Here is an 18,340-nt window from a genome sequence, read left to right on the forward strand (position 1 = left end):
ATAAATAAACTGGATGCTATCAGGGCGTGAGCCGGGCCATCTTTCCGGGATGAACAGTATGACCGCACTATCAACATTCCTCCGCAGCGCTGCTTTACTGCTGTTGGCCGGGTCAGCTCAGGCAACGGAGCTGTTAAACAGCTCTTATGATGTCTCACGCGAACTGTTTGTGGCGCTAAACGCTCCGTTTGAACAAAGCTGGGCGCAGCAAAACGGCGGTGACAAATTGACCATCAAGCAGTCCCATGCGGGCTCTTCTCGCCAGGCCCTGGCTATTCTACAGGGGCTAAAGGCGGACGTGGTCACCTATAATCAGCTGACCGACGTACAGGTTCTGCACGATCGTGGTCAGCTGATCCCGGCGGACTGGCAGCAGCGGTTACCAAACCATAGCTCGCCTTTTTATTCGACCATGGCTTTTCTGGTGCGTAAAGGAAACCCAAAGCAGATCCGCGACTGGCGCGATTTAGTCAGAAGCGATGTAAAGCTGGTCTTCCCTAATCCTAAAACCTCTGGAAACGGGCGTTATACGTATCTGGCAGCGTGGGGCGCAGCGGATAAAGCTGACGGCCATGATAAAGCGCAGACGGAACGTTTTATGACGCAGCTGCTGAAAAATGTCGCGGTATTTGATACCGGCGGCCGCGGCGCGACCACGACCTTTGTCGATCGCGGGCTGGGTGATGTGCTAATCAGCTTTGAATCGGAAGTGAACACCATCCGGAACCAGTATCCGCAGCAAGATTTTGAGGTTATCGTGCCGCACAGCAACGTACTGGCCGAGTTTCCGGTTACCTGGATCGATAAGAACGTGGCGGCCAACCATACGGAAAAAGCGGCTAAGGCTTACCTCAACTATCTCTATACGCCTGCGGCGCAGAAAATCATCACTCACTATTATTACCGCGTAAATAATCCTGAGCTGATGGCGCAGCAGAAAGAACGCTTCCCGCCCGTCGACCTGTTCCGTGTAGAACAGGTGTTTGGCAGCTGGGAGCAGGTAATGAAAACGCAGTTTGCCAGCGGTGGCGAACTGGATAAGTTGTTAGCAGCGGGACGTCAGTAATGTTTGCCATGAAAAGTAAGCGCGTACTGCCGGGCTTTGGACTGAGCCTGGGCAGTAGTCTGTTTTTTACCTGTTTAATCCTGCTGTTGCCAATCAGCGCGCTGCTGATGCAGCTTTCTAAAATGACGCTGGCGCAGTATTGGGAGGTGGTTACCAATCCTCAGATGATTGCCGCCTATAAAGTAACACTGCTGGCAGCAGGGGTTGCGTCGCTGTTTAACGCCTTTTTTGGCATGCTGATGGCCTGGATATTAACGCGCTACCGGTTTCCGGGCCGTGCGCTGTTAGATGGCCTGATGGATCTGCCTTTTGCACTGCCTACGGCGGTCGCGGGCCTGACGCTGGCCGGACTTTTTTCCGTCAACGGCTGGTATGGGCAGTGGCTGGCCCAGTTCGATATCAAGGTCTCTTTTACCTGGATAGGCATTGCCGTGGCGATGGCGTTCACCAGTATTCCATTTGTGGTGCGTACCGTGCAGCCAGTGTTAGAAGAGCTGGGGCCGGAATATGAAGAGGCGGCGGAGACGCTGGGCGCTACGCCGTTTCAAAGCTTCCGCCGCGTGGTATTGCCGGAAGTAGGACCTGCGCTGCTGGCGGGGACGGCGCTCTCTTTTACCCGTAGCCTCGGAGAGTTTGGCGCGGTAATTTTCATCGCGGGCAATATCGCCTGGAAAACGGAAGTGACCTCGCTGATGATTTTTGTACGCCTGCAGGAGTTTGATTATCCGGCGGCCAGCGCTATCGCCTCGGTGATCCTGGCGGCGTCGCTGCTGCTGCTGTTTGCAATTAACACGTTACAGAGCCGCTTTGGCCGTCGTCTGGGAGGTCATTAATGGCTGATGTAACCGCGTTGAACGGCGTTGGCCGCAGCCGTACTGGCTGGAGCAAGTGGCTCCTGATAGCAACGGGCATGATTATTTCGCTGGGCCTGCTGGTGGTGCCGCTGATTGCTATTTTCGCCAGCGCTTTTTCTGACGGCGTAATAGCCATGTTCAGCAATCTGAAAGATGGCGATATGCTGCACTCGATCTGGCTGACCATTTTGATGGCGCTGATTACCGTGCCGGTTAATCTGGTATTCGGTACGCTGCTGGCCTGGCTGGTCACGCGCTTTACCTTTCCCGGCCGCCAGCTGCTGCTGACGCTGTTTGATATTCCTTTTGCCGTGTCGCCAGTGGTGGCGGGGCTGATGTATCTGCTGTTCTGGGGCATTAACGGCCCGGCTGGCGGCTGGCTGGATGCGCATAACATCCAGCTGATGTTCTCCTGGCCCGGTATGGCGATGGTGACTATTTTTGTCACCTGTCCGTTTGTCGTGCGGGAACTGGTGCCGGTTATGCTGAGCCAGGGGAGCAGCGAAGATGAGGCCGCCGTGCTGTTAGGCGCATCGGGCTGGAAAATGTTCTGGCGCGTGACGTTACCTAATATCCGCTGGGCATTGCTGTACGGGCTGGTATTGACCAATGCCCGTGCGATTGGTGAATTTGGCGCGGTCTCGGTGGTTTCGGGATCGATTCGCGGCGAAACCTACACGCTGCCGCTGCAGGTTGAATTACTGCATCAGGATTACAACACCGTTGGCGCTTTTACCGCGGCCGCGCTGCTGACCCTGATAGCGATAGTGACACTGTTTCTGAAGAGCGCGCTGCAATGGCGATTAGAACGCCAGGACAAGCGGCTAACGGAGGGGAATAATGAGCATTGAAATCAGTAAAATTAATAAATCCTTTGGCCGGACTAAGGTGCTGAACGATATTTCGCTGGATATCCCTTCCGGCCAGATGGTGGCGCTGCTGGGGCCGTCCGGCTCCGGTAAAACGACGCTGCTGCGCATTATCGCCGGTCTGGAAAGCCAGAACAGCGGCCGCCTGAGCTTTCACGGCAACGACGTCACGCAGCTGCACGCGCGCGACCGTCGCGTAGGGTTTGTGTTTCAGCACTACGCGCTGTTTCGCCATATGACGGTATTTGACAATATCGCGTTTGGCCTGACCGTGCTGCCGCGCCGCGAGCGGCCTTCGGCGGCGGCAATTAAAGAAAAAGTAACCAAACTGCTGGAGATGGTGCAGCTGGGCCATCTGGCCAGCCGTTTCCCCGCGCAGCTTTCCGGTGGGCAAAAACAGCGTGTGGCACTGGCGCGCGCGCTGGCCGTTGAGCCGCAAATCCTGCTGCTGGATGAGCCGTTCGGCGCGCTGGATGCTCAGGTACGTAAAGAGCTGCGCCGCTGGTTGCGCCAGCTGCATGAAGAGCTGAAGTTTACCAGCGTGTTTGTTACCCACGATCAGGAAGAAGCGATGGAAGTCGCCGATCGCGTGGTGGTGATGAGCCAGGGCAATATCGAACAGGCGGGCGCACCGGATGAAGTCTGGCGCGAACCGGCAACGCGCTTTGTGCTGGAATTCCTTGGCGAAGTTAACCGCTTCGATGCCGAAGTGCACGGCTCGCAGTTCCACGTTGGCGCGCACCGCTGGCCGCTGGGTTATACGCCAGCCCATCAGGGCGCGGTTGAGCTTTTCCTGCGCCCCTGGGAAATCGACGTAAGCCGCCAGAGCAGCCTGGAAACGCCGCTGCCGGTGCAGGTGCTGGAAGTTAGCCCGCGCGGCCACTACTGGCAGCTGGTGGTACAGCCAACGGGCTGGGGCCAGAGCCATGAACCCGTCACCATTGTGATGGAAGGCGAGCAGACCGCGCCAATCCGCGGTGAAAATCTGTTTATTGGCCTGCAGCAGGCGCGTCTTTATAAAGGCGATACGCCGCTGCGGCAGGTTGCCTTTGCGCAAAGCGCCTGATATGTTCTGGCGCAACAAGGTCAGGCTTGCCTGGCCTTTTTTATGTCAAAGAATCGGGATCGCAACTTGACTACGCTAGAACAAACTATCGGCAATACGCCGCTTATCAGGCTACAGCGCCTGACGCCTGCGGGCAGCGAAATCTGGCTGAAGCTGGAAGGAAATAATCCTGGCGGGTCGGTCAAGGATCGCGCTGCGCTGTCGATGATCAACATGGCGGAAAAGCGTGGTGAAATCCAGCCTGGCGATACGCTGATTGAAGCCACGAGCGGCAATACCGGAATTGCGCTGGCGATGATTGCGGCCATGAAAGGCTATACGCTAAAACTGCTGATGCCGGACAACATGAGCGTAGAAAGGCAGGCAGCGATGCGGGCCTATGGCGCAGAGCTGCTGTTGGTCAGCCGGGATCTGGGGATGGAAGGCGCACGCGATCTAGCCCGCGATATGGAGCTTCGCGGTGAAGGTAAGGTTTTAGATCAGTTTAACAACCCGGACAATCCGCTGGGGCACTACGCCACGACCGGCCCGGAAATCTGGCAGCAGAGCGGAGGGCGCCTGACGCATTTTGTGTCCAGCATGGGCACGACCGGTACCATTACCGGCGTTGGCCGCTATCTGAAAGAGCAGGACAGAGCAGTAGAAATCGTCGGCCTGCAACCGGCAGAAGGCAGCAGCATTCCGGGTATCCGCCGCTGGCCAGACGCTTATCTCCCCGGCATCTACCGTCCTGAACTGATCGATAGCATTCTGGATATGACCCAGCAGGAAGCCGAGGAAACCACGCGTCTGCTTGCCCAACGCGAAGGCGTTTTTTGCGGCGTCAGTTCTGGCGGCGCGGTCGCTGGCGCATTACGTATCGCCCGTGCGCAGCCGGGCAGCATTATCGTAGCGATTGTTTGCGATCGCGGTGACAGATACCTTTCTACCGGCGTCCACAATCCAGACCTTCCTGCTTATTAAGGCTCGTTCGCCAGGGCCGTTTTATTCTTATCTTTTTTAGTGCTGCCCCTCAGGCGGCGAAACGGGCTGTTACACTGTAAGGATTGTTTAAATCCAGCTGCTATTGCGGCAATTACAGGCGAAAATAGCGCCTGGCCTACTGAGAGATGACGCATGAAAATTTTACTGGTTGATGACGATCTGGAGCTGGGCACCATGCTCAGCCAGTATCTGATTGCCGAAGGATTTGACGCCACGCTGGTGCTGAGCGGGAAAGCAGGTATTGAAGGCGCGATGTCGGGCGACTACAGCGCTATGATTCTGGATATCATGCTACCGGATATGAGCGGCATTGATGTCCTGCGCCAGGTACGGCAAATTAGCCGTCTGCCGGTCATTATGCTGACGGCGAAAGGCGATAACATCGATCGCGTTATCGGTCTGGAAATGGGCGCCGATGACTATATGCCTAAACCATGCTATCCGCGCGAGCTGGTGGCCAGGCTGCGTGCCGTGCTGCGCCGCGTTGAGGAGCAGCCAGTGATTGTGGAAAGCAAAGAGGTGGTCAGCTGGGGCGAACTGACGCTCAATCCGGCCACGCGCATTAGCGAATGGCAGAGAAAGCCCTTCGATCTTACCGCTTCAGAATTTAACCTGTTGGATCTTCTGCTGCGCTCGCCCGATCGCGTCGTGTCTAAAGATGAGCTTTCGGAAAAGGGGCTCGGTCGTCCGCGCGAGGCTTACGATCGCAGCGTGGACGTGCATATCAGCAATATCCGCCAGAAGCTTTCAGCCTTAACTGACGATGCCGTTACCATCGAGACCGTGCGCAGCATAGGCTATCGTATCCGATGAAAGGGGGCTTTCGCGGTCTTCTTTTCTGGAAGATCCTGCTGGGCTTCTGGTTAACGTTTCTGCTTATGAGCCAGCTGCTGTGGCTAAGCTTTTCGCTCTACGGCAGCAAGCATCACGAGCCTCCTGAAAACCAGGTGGCCCGCCGCATCGTTAACCTGCAAATGACCTCGGCCGTCTCGGTTTTGCAGCGCGGCGGCATGGAAGCGCTTGACGATATGATGGCGGACTGGTCCGCCAGCGATCGCCGCTTTTTTTCCGTGCAGCTAATGAAGAAACCACCCCAGGAGCTGCCGCGCGGCGATCTTAGCCGGGATCTACGGCCAGGCGATTTCCCGAAAGAGGTTATTGAGTGGGTAACCGGAGCCGACGGTCAGCAGTATCAGCTGCGCTATGATGTGCAGGCTTTGCGCGAAGATACCAACATGCAGGCCGGGCACCGTAGTTTCCTTAACATACCGGAACCCATGCTGTTTATTGCCGGCGGCGGCGGCTTGCTGTTCAGTCTTTTCCTGGCGTGGAACCTGACCAGGCCGATGCGCCAGCTGCGGCAGGGCTTTGAACGCGTATCAAAAGGCGATCTGTCGGTGCGGTTATTTCCTCAAATGCGTCGCCGCCACGATGAGCTGTCGACCGTGGCACAGGATTTTGACTCGATGGTCGAGCGTCTTTCGGTGCTGGTTAAAGCGCGTGAAGAGCTGCTGCATGACGTTTCTCACGAACTGCGGTCACCGCTTGCCCGACTACAGCTGGCGACCGGTCTGGCACGCCAGACGCCGGAGTCGGTAGGGCAGTCGCTGGACCGAATCGATGAAGAGGCGCGGCGGCTGGATAAGATGATCGGCGAGCTGCTGACGCTCTCCCGCACCGAGTATCAGAGTATACCGGATGAGCAATATTTCGATCTGCTTGGCCTGCTGGAGGCGGTCGCGAACGATGCCCGCTACGAGGCGCAGGTGCCCGGCGTAGATATTTTGCTGGAGGCTGACGAAAGCAATGACTACACGGTTAAGGGCGATGCCAAGCTGATCCGTTCAGCGGTAGAAAACGTCGTACGTAACGCGCTGCGCTTTTCCGCGCATGGGCAGCAGGTAAAAATCGCGCTTTCTCAGGCGGATGGCTGGCTAACCATTAACGTTAGCGATCAGGGACCGGGCGTGGACGCCGACAAGCTTTCCAGTATCTTTGACCCTTTTGTACGGGTAAATTCACCGCTTTCCGGCAAGGGCTACGGGCTGGGACTCTCTATTGTGCGCAAGGTGCTGCTGGCGCATCAGGGTGAAGTCAGTGCGGTAAACGGCAAAAATGGCGGTCTGGAACTGACGCTGAAATTACCCCACTGGGTGTCCTGACGGCAAGGTGTTTCGCCGCGTTGTTTAAGAAGCCATAAGGCAAATTTGAGCCAATAAAAAAGCCTCCTGACAGGCAGGAGGCTTTTATGGACGCTTAGCCGATTACTTTCTGATACGGATAACCGGCGTTTCACCTACGGTGACGCTACCGGTCAGCTTAACCAGCTCTTTGATCTCGTCCATGTTGGAGATAACGACCGGCGTCAGCGTTGACTTCGCTTTTTCTTCCAGCAAAGGCAAATCGAATTCGATGACGACGTCACCTTTCTTCACCTTCTGGCCTTCTTCAGCAATACGCTTAAAACCTTCGCCTTTTAACTCAACGGTATCAATTCCGAAGTGCACGAACAGTTCAATGCCGCTGTCCGATTCGATGGAAAATGCATGATTGGTTTCGAAGATTTTACCGATGGTGCCATCAACCGGCGCAACCATTTTATTGCCAGCAGGTTTGATGGCGATACCGTCGCCAACAATTTTCTCCGCAAACACCACATCCGGTACGTCTTCGATATTAACGATTTCCCCGGACAGCGGTGCTACGATCTCAATGGCGCCAGATGCGGTATCTGACTTATCGCCAAAAAGTTTTGAAAACAAACCCATGATCTTCTCCTAAGCAGTAATATTTGGCCAGCGTCTTTGGGTTTCAGCAGAGTGTTTTTTCTTCAATGAACTTGTTGACCAGGTTCATTAACTCTTCCGCTGTCGGTTGAGCCAGAGCCTGCTCTGCTAATGCCTTCGCATCTTCAAAATTCGTATTACGAATAATTTTTTTGATGCGCGGGATAGAAATGGCACTCATGCTGAATTCGTCCAGCCCCATTCCCAGTAACAGTAGTGTAGCACGTTCATCGCCTGCCAGCTCACCACACATCCCTGTCCATTTTCCTTCAGCGTGAGATGCGTCAATAACTTGCTTAATTAACGTCAGCACGGAAGGCGTCATTGGGTTGTACAAATGAGAAATCAGATCGTTACCGCGGTCGACCGCCAGCGTATACTGAGTAAGATCGTTGGTGCCGATACTGAAGAAATCGACTTCTTTTGCCAGATGATGCGCGATTGCGGCCGAAGCTGGCGTTTCCACCATAATGCCCGCCTCAATCTTCTCGTCAAAGGCTTTACCTTCGGCGCGCAGCTGCGCTTTCAGCGTTTCCAGCTCGGCTTTCAGCGTGCGGACTTCCTCAACGGAAATCACCATTGGGAACATGATACGCAGCTTGCCAAAGGCGGAAGCGCGCAGGATGGCGCGCAGCTGGGCATGCAGGATCTCTGGACGATCCATAGCGATACGAATTGCACGCCAGCCCAGGAAAGGGTTGTCCTCTTTTGGCAGGTTCATGTATGGCAGGTCTTTATCGCCGCCAATGTCCATGGTACGCACGATAACGGCCTGCGAACCTACTGCTTCAGCCACGGCTTTATAAGCCTGGAACTGCTCTTCTTCTGTCGGCAGCGAGTCGCGGTCCATAAACAGGAATTCCGTGCGGTAAAGGCCAACGCCCTCCGCGCCGTTGCGCTCTGCACCCGCCACGTCACGTACCGTACCGATGTTGGCGCAAACCTCAACCTGGTGTCCATCCAGCGTGATAGCAGGCAGGTCTTTCAGCTTGGCCAGATCGTTTTTCTCGGTCACGTACTGGTTATGAATGGCTTTCAGCTCGTCGATCTGTTCCGGCGTTGGGTTAACGTAAATATGGTTATTTACCCCATCCAGAATCAGGTAATCGCCGTTTTTAACCTGTGAGGTCACGTCGCCCGTACCTACAATGGCAGGCAGCTCCAGCGAGCGCGCCATAATGGAAGTGTGAGAGGTACGACCGCCCAGATCGGTAATAAAGCCCAGCACCTTGTTCAGGTTCAGCTGCGCCGTTTCTGAAGGCGTTAAATCTTTAGCAACCAGCAGCACTTCTTCCGCGATAGCGCTAAGATCGACAATGTGCAGGCCGAGAATGTTTTGCAGCAGTCGTTTACCGATATCGCGCACGTCTGCCGCACGCTCTTTCAGGTATTCGTCATCCAGCTCTTCCAGCGCTTTCGCCTGGCCTTCGATAACCGAATACGCCGCCGCGTCCGCAGAGGCCAGCTCGTCTTTAATCAGGGCTATGATTTCCTGCTCAAGCTCTTCATCTTCGAGCAGCATGATATGGCCTTCAAAAATGGCCTCTTTCTCTTCACCAAACGTTTCTCCGGCTTTGGTTTTGATCGTCTCCAGCTGCGAGGCAGCCTGAGCACGACCGTCGAGAAAACGCTGAACTTCTTGCTCAACCTGATCGGCAGTAATTTTTTTCCGGTTGATGACTATTTCATCTTCTTTCAGCAGAAGCGCTTTGCCAAAAGCGATACCCGGTGATGCTAAAATGCCTGAAATCATAACCCTACCTTTTTAATAACTGATAATCGCGAGCGGAAAACTGCGGCGACTCTGACAGCGAGCGGATGCAAAACCCGGCGGCTGGCTGCGTTTAACCAGCGCTCTACTTTACGAAAACAACAACGCGGACATGCTGTCCGCGATCAATGTTTATAACGAGAGGCTGGTCGCAAAAAAGCGAACGCTTATTCGAGTTCAGCCATCAGCTTAACCAGATGCTCAACGGCTTTCTGCTCGTCTTCGCCTTCTGCCGACAGCGTGACCACGGTGCCCTGAGTCAGGCCCAGCGTCTGCAGCTTAAACAGGCTCTTGGCGCTGGCGGATTTGCCGTTAGAGGTGACGGTGATTTCAGAGGCAAAAGCTTTCGCTTCTTTAACAAACTGAGCGGCTGGACGAGTATGCAGGCCGTTAGGTGCGGTAATGGTGACTTCTTGCTGGAACATTCTGTTTCCCCAACTTAATTTGATTTGGTGTTATCCCAAAGCTTAGCCTGGCGGCGGCGCTTTGGCCTGGATCTCTTGCGCAAATCAGCGCCTGGTCGCGCCAGCAAATGCGCCAAATAATGAAGTGAAAAGCGAACGGCTTTAGAACACAACTATTCGCTTCGCTTTTCCTGTTCCATTATGCCGCGCTTTCTGTCGTCACGCCAAACCGGTAAATCGATTCAGCTTCGGTCATTTCGCGCGGCGATTAATTTTGCGGTTCGAAATAATTGGTTGCTTAGATACCAGACCCGCGCAGGTAAAAGCAATCGGGTGGGTAGCAAAAGTTTGACGCACTCCACAAAAAAGCACCCAAATGGGTGCTTTTTCCGTCAGTTTTGTGCGCGTAAGACCATTACTGCAGCTCTTTCTCGGTAAAGAGATCGGCAAACAGCGCGGTACTGAGATAGCGCTCGCCGGAAGAGGGCAGGATCACCACGATAGTTTTATTCGCGAAAGCTTCATCTTCCTGTAGCTTCAGCGCGGCAGCGACCGCTGCGCCAGAAGAGATCCCGGCCAGAATGCCTTCTTCTTCCATCAGTCGGCGCGCCGTAGAGATAGACTCTTCGTTAGTGATAGCAACCACGCGGTCAACCAGATCTAAATCCAGGTTGCCGGGAATGAAGCCCGCGCCAATCCCCTGAATTTTATGTGGGCCTGGTTTGATCTCTTCACCAGCCAGGGCCTGAGCGATAACGGGTGAATCGGTTGGCTCAACGGCAACGGAAATCAGATCTTTCTTGCCTTTGGTATTTTTGATGTAACGACTGACGCCGGTCAGCGTACCGCCCGTACCTACACCAGCGATAAAGACATCGACTTCGCCATCCGTATCTTCCCAGATTTCCGGGCCGGTGGTTTTTTCATGAATTTCCGGGTTAGCCGGGTTGCTAAACTGCTGTAGCAGCACAAACTTGTCCGGATCGCTGGCAACAATCTCTTCTGCCTTAGCGATAGCGCCTTTCATGCCTTTTGCGCCTTCGGTCAATACCAGATTGGCACCAAGTGCTTTCAGCAGCTTACGACGCTCGACGCTCATGGTTTCCGGCATGGTCAGCGTCAGTTTATAGCCGCGTGCGGCCGCCACATAAGCCAGGGCAATACCCGTGTTACCACTGGTCGGTTCGACCAGCTCGATGCCAGGTTTCAGAATGCCTCTCTTCTCTGCATCCCAAATCATATTGGCGCCGATACGGCATTTAACGCTAAAGCTCGGGTTACGGGACTCGACTTTTGCCAGAATGCGTCCGTTACCAATACGGTTCAGGCGAACCAGTGGCGTGTGGCCGATTGTTAACGAATTGTCTTCATAAATCTTACTCATAACCCGTCCTTAACTGTATGAAAAATGGGAACAGCTAAAAGCATACCCGCTTCCTTTTTTCAAGGAAGTGAAGAAATAGTATATGTTATGTCCTGTCGAAATAAGGGTGACGGAAAAAGCATAAGCCTTATTTTACCGCCCCCAGCTTGCTGCGATAGCGATCGACCCACATCGCCGTCGCGCCGCAAACGGCCACCGGCATAATGGCCAGGTTCAGCACCGGGATCATCGTAAACAGGCTCACCAGCGCGCCAAACTGCATCACGTCCGTCTTGTTCTGCTTCAGCGCTGCCCGCATCTGCCGAAAACTCACTTTATGATTGTCGAAAGGGTAGTCGCAATACTGGATGGAGAGCATCCACGCGCTGAATAAAAACCACAGCACGGGCGCCACAGTCTGACCAAAGCCCGGCACAAAGTAGAGCAGCAGCAGAACCAGCGCGCGCGGCAGGTACCAGGCAAACTTCTGCCACTCGCGCTTCATGATGCGTGGAATATCTTTAACCAGCCCAGCCCAGCCGCTATCCGGCATGGGTTTGCCGGTCAGCTTCGCTTCCAGCTGTTCCGCCAGCAACCCGCAAAAAGGTGCCGCTATCCAGTTAGCAATGGTAGAAAAGAAATAGCTGAAAACCAGCACCACGAAAATGACCGTGAGCGGCCAGAGTAAATAGCTCAACCACTGTAGCCAGCCAGGGACGTGAGACATCAGGGCAGGCAGCCAGTGACCTAACTGAAAAAAGAGCCAGATGAAGGCGCCGCCCATTAACAGAAAATTGAGCACCAGCGGCACGATGACAAAACGTCGGATGCCGGGCAGGCGAATCAGCTGCCATCCCTGTGCAAAATAGTGAATTCCGGTGCCGGAAGCGCCGGTGTTAGTTAGAGCCATTGCGTACTTTCCTTAAGATAACGGGCTGAACGCGCCTATCATAACCCAGCCGTTTACGCTGGGGAGAAGAGTTTTGCGCGAAAAAACAGCAAATAAGCATGTCGTTTAGCGCTTATTTGTCAGAAAATACTGCACGGACTTGCACTTGTGCAGCGGGGCAAATACAGTTAGGGGATAAAGTTTGCCGCGGTGGCAAGGTATTGGAACAACAGAGAATACAATGATGCAGGATTTGCGTCTGATATTAATCGTTGTTGGCGCGATCGCTATAATAGCGCTTCTGCTTCACGGCTTCTGGACCAGCCGTAAAGAGCGCTCGTCCGTTTTTCGCGATCGTCCTCACAAACGTTTAAAACAGGATAGAGAAGAAGCTTTTGACGACGTCGACGATGGCGCTGCACCCGCACGCGGCAAAAGCGCCCGTCCCCGCCCTACGGAAGATGACGAACCGGCACCCGCCAGCTTTGAGGAGCAGGCACCGGCCCGTCCGCCACAGCCGCGCGCTCAGCCGGAACCTGTCCGCCATCAGCCGCCTGTTGATGAAGCGCCAGAGCTTGATCCCCTGTTTGGCGGTGAACTGCCGCATGAAGACGACTACGACGACGAGCCGGTAATCCGCAGGCAGCCGGAAGCGGCACGCGTATCGCCGCAGCCACAATCGCAGCCAGCGCAACAGCCGCAGCCACAAATTCAGCCGTCTCCAGCGCCGCAGCCACAGCGCTCACCCGTGCCGGAACGGCAGGAGCCTGCGGTGCCAGAGCCCGCTCCGCAGCCAGAAGCCGTCGCTGTTCCGCAGCCCGCTGCGCCCGCTGCGGCAAAAGAGAAGCCTAAGGAAACCGTGCTGGTGCTGCACGTCAGCGCCCATGCTGGCGGCGTCCTTAATGGTGAAGCGTTGCTGCAGGGCGTCCTGCAGGCCGGTTTCCAGTTTGGCGAGATGAATATTTTCCATCGCCATCTCAGCCCGGCCGGCAGCGGCCCGGTATTGTTTAGCCTGGCGAATATGGTAAAACCCGGCTCGTTCAACCCTGACGAAATGGGTGATTTCTCAACGCCGGGCGTCTCCATCTTTATGATGGTGCCTTCTTATGGCGATGCGAACCAGAACTTCAAACTGATGCTGCAGTCTGCTCAGCGTATCGCTGACGACGTGGGCGGTGTGGTGCTGGATGATGAACGCCGCATGATGACGCCGCAGAAGCTGGAAACGTATAAAAACCGTATCCGCGACGTGATTGAGGCGAACGCCTGATTCTGACGTCCGCATGACGAACCTTTCTAAAACCCCCGCCAGCCGGGGGTTTTTTATCGCTATGGTGCCGCTATGGAATCCGTACAAAATCAAATTATTGCTCTACAAACCACGCTTCGCCATTACGAATATCAGTATCACGTGCTGGACGAACCGGGGGTGCCGGACGCCGAATACGACCGCCTGATGGGCGAACTGCGCAAGCTGGAGCAGGCCCATCCGGATTTAGTTACCCCCGATTCGCCAACGCAACGCGTGGGCGCTGCGCCGCTCAGCGCTTTTGAGCAGGTGCGTCATGAAATACCCATGTTGTCGCTGGATAATGTCTTTGATGAAGAGAGCTATCTGGCCTTCAACAAGCGCGTACAGGATCGATTAAAAAGCCCGGACGACATTACCTTTTGCTGTGAGCTGAAGCTGGATGGCCTGGCGGTTAGCCTGCTGTATGAAAACGGATTGCTGGTGCGGGCAGCGACGCGAGGTGACGGCACAACGGGTGAAAATATCACGACTAACGTGCGAACTATCCGCGCCATCCCTCTGCGTTTGCATGGCGACAATATCCCGGCACGCGTAGAAATTCGTGGCGAAGTTTTTATGCCGCAAAATGGTTTTGAAGCACTGAACGAAGAAGCTCGCCGTACGGGCAGCAAAGTCTTCGCTAACCCGCGCAATGCAGCAGCAGGTTCGCTGCGCCAGTTGGATCCCCGCATTACCGCTAAGCGCCCGCTGACCTTTTTCTGCTACGGCTTAGGGCTGCTGGAAGGGGGCGAAATGCCGCGTAGCCATCTGGCTCGCCTGCAGCAGTTTAAAGCCTGGGGATTGCCCGTCAGCGACCGCGTTCGTCTTTGCCATACGCCCGAAGAGGTGCTGTCGTTTTACCGCAAGGTAGAAGAAGATCGCACCACGCTGGGTTTTGATATTGATGGCGTAGTGATCAAAGTAGACTCGCTGGATTTGCAGGAACAGCTGGGTTTTGTTGCTCGCGCGCCTCGCTGGGCGATCGCCTTCAAATTCCCGGCGCAGGAACAGATGACCCACGTGCGCGACGTCGAGTTTCAGGTTGGACGGACGGGCGCGATAACGCCGGTTGCCAGGCTGGAACCTGTGCAGGTGGCGGGCGTGATGGTCAGCAACGCCACGCTGCATAATGCGGATGAGATTGAACGTCTGGGACTGCGCATCGGCGACCGAGTGATTATTCGGCGCGCGGGAGATGTTATTCCTCAGGTCGTTGGCGTTATTGAGGCTGAACGGCCGGAAGATGCCAAAGCCGTGGTGTTTCCCGCCCACTGCCCGGTCTGCGGTTCAGATGTGGAGCGAGTCGAAGGCGAGGTGGTCGCTCGCTGCACCGGTGGCCTGATTTGCGGCGCGCAGCGCAAGGGCGCGCTCAAGCACTTCGTTTCGCGGCGTGCAATGGACGTTGACGGTATGGGCGATAAAATCATCGACCAGCTGGTAGAAAAAGAGTACGTAAAAACGCCTGCGGATCTTTATCGGCTGACGGCGGGCAAGCTAACTGGCCTGGATCGAATGGGGCCAAAATCGGCGCAAAACGTGGTGGACGCGCTGGAAAAATCAAAGCAGACCACGCTGGCTCGCTTTCTCTATTCTCTGGGTATCTCGGAAGTCGGCGAGGCGACAGCGGCAAACCTGGCCGCGCACTTTGGTTCGCTGGAGCGGATTATCGCCGCCGATCTGGATGCGTTAATTGCGGTACAGGATGTTGGTAAAGTGGTAGCGGCACACGTACGCAACTTTATGGACGAGGAGAGCAACCGCGAGGTTATTCGCCAGCTGGTAGAGGAAGCCGGAATTCACTGGCCGGCGGTTGCCGTAGTCAATGCGGAAGAGATCGACAGTCCTTTTGCAGGCAAAACCGTGGTGCTGACCGGCTCGCTAACGCAGCTGTCGCGTGATGAAGCCAAAGATCGGCTAACCGCGCTGGGTGCAAAAGTCAGCGGTAGCGTATCGAAAAAAACCGATTTGGTTATCGCCGGAGAAGCAGCAGGTTCGAAGCTGGCTAAAGCGCAGGAGCTGGGGATTGCGGTTATCGACGAAGCGGAGATGATTCGACTTCTGGGTGAATAAATGGAAAAAGAGCACCTGACAGAAATTGCCAATACCGAAATGCCCTTTGGTAAATACAAAGGGCGTTTGCTGATTGACCTGCCTGAGCCTTATCTGCTGTGGTTCGCCCGCAAGGACGAGTTTCCGGCAGGCCATCTGGGCGAATTGATGCGCCTGACGCTGACGATAAAAATTGAGGGTCTGGAAGGGCTGATCAAACCGCTACGAAAGGACTAGACGTACAGGGGGAACAGGTTCCCCCTGTGGATTACTTCTGCGATTCAACCATCGCTTTCCCCGTTTGCTGCTGCTTAGCCGCCAGCTTTTCCCCCGCTTTTTTATAGCGCTGCGCCAGCATGGAGCAGACCATCAGCTGTACCTGGTGAAAAATCATCAGCGGCAGCACGATGATCCCTACCGAGGCGGAAGGAAACAGAATGTTTGCCATCGGCACGCCGTTCGCCAGGCTTTTCTTGGAGCCGCAAAACAGAATGGTAATCTCATCCGGACGATTAAAGCCAAACAGGCGAGCGGCCAGTAAGTTAATAGCCAGGGCGACAAACAAAATGCCCAAACTGCCGATCAGAATATAAAGCAGCGTCATGGCGCCCACACGATGCCAGATACCGTTTACTACGGCTTCGCTAAAGGCGGAATAGACAACCAGCAGAATAGACGCCTGATCCGTTTTACCAATCAGCCCGCGATGTTTTTCAACCCATTCAGCAATCCAGCGCCGCGAAATATGTCCCAGCACGAAAGGCACCAGCAGCTGCAGCATGATTTTGCCAATTTGTTCCAGGTTGCCGCTGGCGGCGTCGTTATGCACGTTCATCACCAGGCCAACCAGCAGCGGCGAAATGAATACGCCCAGCAGGCTTGAGGCCGAAGCGCTACAAACCGCTGCAGCCACGTTACCGCCAGCGAGCGACGTTAGCGCGATAGCGGACTGAACGGTGGCAGGGAGGATACACAGATAAAGGAAGCCGGTATAAATTTCTGTGCTGACCGGCAGCGGATGCCACCAGACAAACAGCAGTCCGAGAAGGGGAAAGAGCACAAAAGTGCTGAACATCACCCATAAATGCAGCCGCCAGTGGCCGCCGCCGGCAATAATTTTTTCACGCGACAGCTTGGCACCGTGCATAAAAAACAGCAGGGCGATAGCGGCCGTCGTCAGCCATTCAAAAAAGGTGACAAAGTGGCCGCGAGCGGGCAGGAAGGTGGCCAGCAGAACGGTGATAATCAGCTTTACCATCAGCGGATCGAGTCGGAAAAAACGCATTGTTAACGCCTCGTTAATAAATCAATGGCCGCTATTGTGCGTCAGAAGGGTTTAGAAATAAAATTGATTTATTGAATTCATATATGAGCAAAATCGATGAATTGTACGCTCAGGCAGTTACGGGTATTTGTCGCGGTGGCACAGCAGGGCAGCTTTAGCCAGGCGGGCCAGACGATCGGCCTTAGCCAGTCGGCGGTGAGCCATAGCGTAAAAGAGCTGGAAAGCGAAATGGGTATCCGTTTGCTCGACAGAACTACGCGTGAAGTCATGTTGACCGAGGCGGGCGAGCAGTTAGCCAGCCGTCTGGAGAGGCTGCTGGAGGAGCTGAACACAACATTGCTGGATGTTCGCAGCTATGGCCAGCAGCGTAGCGGCACCGTTCGCGTAGCGGCCAGCCAGACCATTTCCGCGCATCTGATGCCGCAGTGTCTGGCCGCCAGCCAGGTCAACTTCCCCGAGATTAAAATTATGCTGCGCGACAGGCCACAGCAGTGGGTGTTGCAAAGCATTCGGAATGCGGAAGTGGATTTTGGCATCGTCATTGGCCCGCTTCAGGTTGACGATCTGGAATGCGAAGTGATTCTGGATGAGCCGTTTCTGCTGCTGTGCCGCCAGGACGATCCGCTGGCTTCGATGCAGGTCATACACTGGCAGATGCTGAATAATCGGCAGCTGGTATTGCAGGATTATGCCTCGGGAAGTCGTTTGCTGATTGATGAAGCGCTACGTTTGCAGAAGGTACAGGCGGAAATCGTGCAGGAGATAGGCCATCCGGCAACGCTTTATCCGATGGTGGAAGCAGGCATCGGCATCAGTGTGTTACCTGCGCTGGCGCTGCCCTTACCGCAGGGGCGGCCGCTGTTGGTCAGGAGAATGACGCCGGAGATTAACCGTTCAATTATGTTAGTAAGGCGTAAGAACCGTTCGCTGACGCCCGCAGCGGAAGCCATCTGGCAGGAAGTGCGTCAGCAGGCACTCCTGCTGACGCAACAAAGGAAACTCATGCCGGCGTTTTAGATGTAAACGTTTACAGAGTTGCTGGCGGTCGGGCGGTTAACGCCGTCTGCCACTTTACTGTAGGCAGAGGTGGTGTCCTGCTGGCTATCCTTCTTATCCTGCGCTTTCTGCTGCTGGGCCTGCTGAAGCTGGGCAATCTGTGCTTCAATCATCTGGATCTGGCTTTTGATGACCTGTTCCTGCTCCGTTTTTTGCTCATCAGTCAGCGTCGTGTCCTTATCCAGCGTTTTCAGCTGGGTTTGTAACGTCGTTATCTGTTTATTTAACGCAGCAATTTTAGAAGTGGAACCGCCGCCTGAGCTGCCGGAACCGATAGAGGTATTGGTAGTGGTCGTAATAGTTGTCATCGCTGTCTCCTTGGTAATAGATCAATACGGTTATCGGTAAGTGAGGCCGGAGACTTGAAGCGAAAAAGCGTAAAATAAACGTTAAGAATTCGAAAGCGAAGCGGGTGTAGGGAGCGATAAGCTGCTGGAATGGTTATTAATGTTGCTAACGGGAAAGGGAGCGCTGTAAGTGTTGCTGCCAGGGGAGCACCAGAGTGCAGGTTCAACCCTGACGAATGACGCATAGCAAAAAGGCGCCTTTAGGGCGCCTTTCTACACTGGTGGGTCGTGCAGGATGACTCGGCTAAAGCCTCGCCCTT

General features: G+C 54.9%; 18 protein-coding genes. 11 read left to right on the forward strand and 7 right to left on the reverse strand.

Annotated elements, in window-relative coordinates; translation table 11 throughout:
• Window positions 1–49: 49 nt before the first annotated feature.
• The 7 genes from cysP to KUE00_RS15435 all read left to right on the forward strand — a co-directional run bounded on the left by cysP (window position 50) and on the right by KUE00_RS15435 (window position 7,001).
• Entirely contained in the window at window positions 50–1,066 is a 1,017-nt protein-coding gene (cysP, locus tag KUE00_RS15405; RefSeq protein ID WP_414148306.1) for a thiosulfate ABC transporter substrate-binding protein CysP, read from the forward strand.
• Window positions 1,066–1,899, forward strand: coding sequence for a sulfate/thiosulfate ABC transporter permease CysT (cysT, locus tag KUE00_RS15410; protein WP_246760772.1), 834 nt, complete (start codon window positions 1,066–1,068; stop codon window positions 1,897–1,899). Before cysP ends, cysT begins: the two co-directional genes overlap by 1 nt.
• Window positions 1,899–2,771, forward strand: coding sequence for a sulfate/thiosulfate ABC transporter permease CysW (gene cysW, locus KUE00_RS15415; protein WP_246760773.1), 873 nt, complete (start codon window positions 1,899–1,901; stop codon window positions 2,769–2,771). The genes cysT and cysW overlap by 1 nt, the downstream gene beginning before the upstream one ends.
• Window positions 2,761–3,855: a sulfate/thiosulfate ABC transporter ATP-binding protein CysA gene (cysA, locus tag KUE00_RS15420; protein ID WP_246760774.1), complete on the forward strand. Its 1,095-nt coding sequence runs from the start codon at window positions 2,761–2,763 to the stop codon at window positions 3,853–3,855. The genes cysW and cysA overlap by 11 nt, the downstream gene beginning before the upstream one ends.
• Window positions 3,856–3,921: 66 nt before the next feature.
• Window positions 3,922–4,818, forward strand: a complete 897-nt coding sequence (gene cysM / locus KUE00_RS15425) for a cysteine synthase CysM (protein ID WP_246760775.1) — start codon at window positions 3,922–3,924, stop codon at window positions 4,816–4,818.
• A gap of 153 nt (window positions 4,819–4,971) precedes the next feature.
• The gene (locus KUE00_RS15430; RefSeq protein WP_246760776.1) at window positions 4,972–5,652 is read left to right on the forward strand and encodes a response regulator transcription factor; all 681 of its coding nucleotides are present in this window, start codon (window positions 4,972–4,974) and stop codon (window positions 5,650–5,652) included.
• Entirely contained in the window at window positions 5,649–7,001 is a 1,353-nt protein-coding gene (locus KUE00_RS15435) for an ATP-binding protein (protein ID WP_246760777.1), read from the forward strand. Before KUE00_RS15430 ends, KUE00_RS15435 begins: the two co-directional genes overlap by 4 nt.
• 102 nt (window positions 7,002–7,103) lie before the next feature.
• Here KUE00_RS15435 and crr read toward each other — a convergent pair whose 3' ends face one another.
• From crr to cysZ, 5 genes are all read right to left on the reverse strand, one after another.
• On the reverse strand, window positions 7,104–7,607 hold the full coding sequence (gene crr, locus KUE00_RS15440) for a PTS glucose transporter subunit IIA (protein ID WP_246760778.1): 504 nt from the start codon (window positions 7,605–7,607) through the stop codon (window positions 7,104–7,106).
• 43 nt (window positions 7,608–7,650) lie between these two features.
• Complete coding sequence (gene ptsI, locus KUE00_RS15445) at window positions 7,651–9,378, reverse strand: phosphoenolpyruvate-protein phosphotransferase PtsI (RefSeq protein ID WP_246760779.1); 1,728 nt, start codon at window positions 9,376–9,378, stop codon at window positions 7,651–7,653.
• Between the two features lie 185 nt (window positions 9,379–9,563).
• Window positions 9,564–9,821, reverse strand: coding sequence for a phosphocarrier protein Hpr (gene ptsH / locus KUE00_RS15450; RefSeq protein ID WP_034916267.1), 258 nt, complete (start codon window positions 9,819–9,821; stop codon window positions 9,564–9,566).
• A gap of 394 nt (window positions 9,822–10,215) precedes the next feature.
• Window positions 10,216–11,184, reverse strand: coding sequence for a cysteine synthase A (gene cysK, locus KUE00_RS15455; protein WP_246760780.1), 969 nt, complete (start codon window positions 11,182–11,184; stop codon window positions 10,216–10,218).
• A 127-nt stretch (window positions 11,185–11,311) separates the two neighbouring features.
• Window positions 11,312–12,073, reverse strand: a complete 762-nt coding sequence (gene cysZ, locus KUE00_RS15460; RefSeq protein ID WP_246760781.1) for a sulfate transporter CysZ — start codon at window positions 12,071–12,073, stop codon at window positions 11,312–11,314.
• 220 nt (window positions 12,074–12,293) lie between these two features.
• On the opposite strand from cysZ, the gene zipA reads away from it, so the two are divergent.
• The 3 genes from zipA to KUE00_RS15475 all read left to right on the forward strand — a co-directional run bounded on the left by zipA (window position 12,294) and on the right by KUE00_RS15475 (window position 15,629).
• Window positions 12,294–13,322, forward strand: a complete 1,029-nt coding sequence (gene zipA, locus KUE00_RS15465) for a cell division protein ZipA (protein ID WP_246760782.1) — start codon at window positions 12,294–12,296, stop codon at window positions 13,320–13,322.
• A 72-nt stretch (window positions 13,323–13,394) separates the two neighbouring features.
• The gene (gene ligA, locus KUE00_RS15470; RefSeq protein WP_246760783.1) at window positions 13,395–15,413 is read left to right on the forward strand and encodes an NAD-dependent DNA ligase LigA; all 2,019 of its coding nucleotides are present in this window, start codon (window positions 13,395–13,397) and stop codon (window positions 15,411–15,413) included.
• Window positions 15,414–15,629, forward strand: a complete 216-nt coding sequence (locus KUE00_RS15475) for a DUF3820 family protein (protein WP_246760784.1) — start codon at window positions 15,414–15,416, stop codon at window positions 15,627–15,629.
• A gap of 31 nt (window positions 15,630–15,660) precedes the next feature.
• Here the strand turns inward: KUE00_RS15475 and KUE00_RS15480 are convergent, their stop codons facing one another.
• On the reverse strand, window positions 15,661–16,677 hold the full coding sequence (locus KUE00_RS15480) for a bile acid:sodium symporter family protein (protein ID WP_246760785.1): 1,017 nt from the start codon (window positions 16,675–16,677) through the stop codon (window positions 15,661–15,663).
• A 96-nt stretch (window positions 16,678–16,773) separates the two neighbouring features.
• Between KUE00_RS15480 and KUE00_RS15485 the strand changes: the two genes are divergently transcribed.
• A complete protein-coding gene (locus KUE00_RS15485) occupies window positions 16,774–17,694 on the forward strand; it encodes a LysR family transcriptional regulator (RefSeq protein WP_246760786.1) in 921 nt (306 codons plus the stop codon).
• Here the strand turns inward: KUE00_RS15485 and KUE00_RS15490 are convergent.
• Window positions 17,691–18,041 (reverse strand): FlxA-like family protein, encoded by a 351-nt coding sequence (locus tag KUE00_RS15490; RefSeq protein ID WP_246760787.1) that lies wholly within the window; start codon window positions 18,039–18,041, stop codon window positions 17,691–17,693. The genes KUE00_RS15485 and KUE00_RS15490 overlap by 4 nt on opposite strands.
• Between the last annotated feature and the right edge of the window lie 299 nt (window positions 18,042–18,340).

The sequence above is a fragment of the Erwinia phyllosphaerae genome, assembly GCF_019132875.1.
GTDB classification, from domain to species: domain Bacteria; phylum Pseudomonadota; class Gammaproteobacteria; order Enterobacterales; family Enterobacteriaceae; genus Erwinia; species Erwinia phyllosphaerae.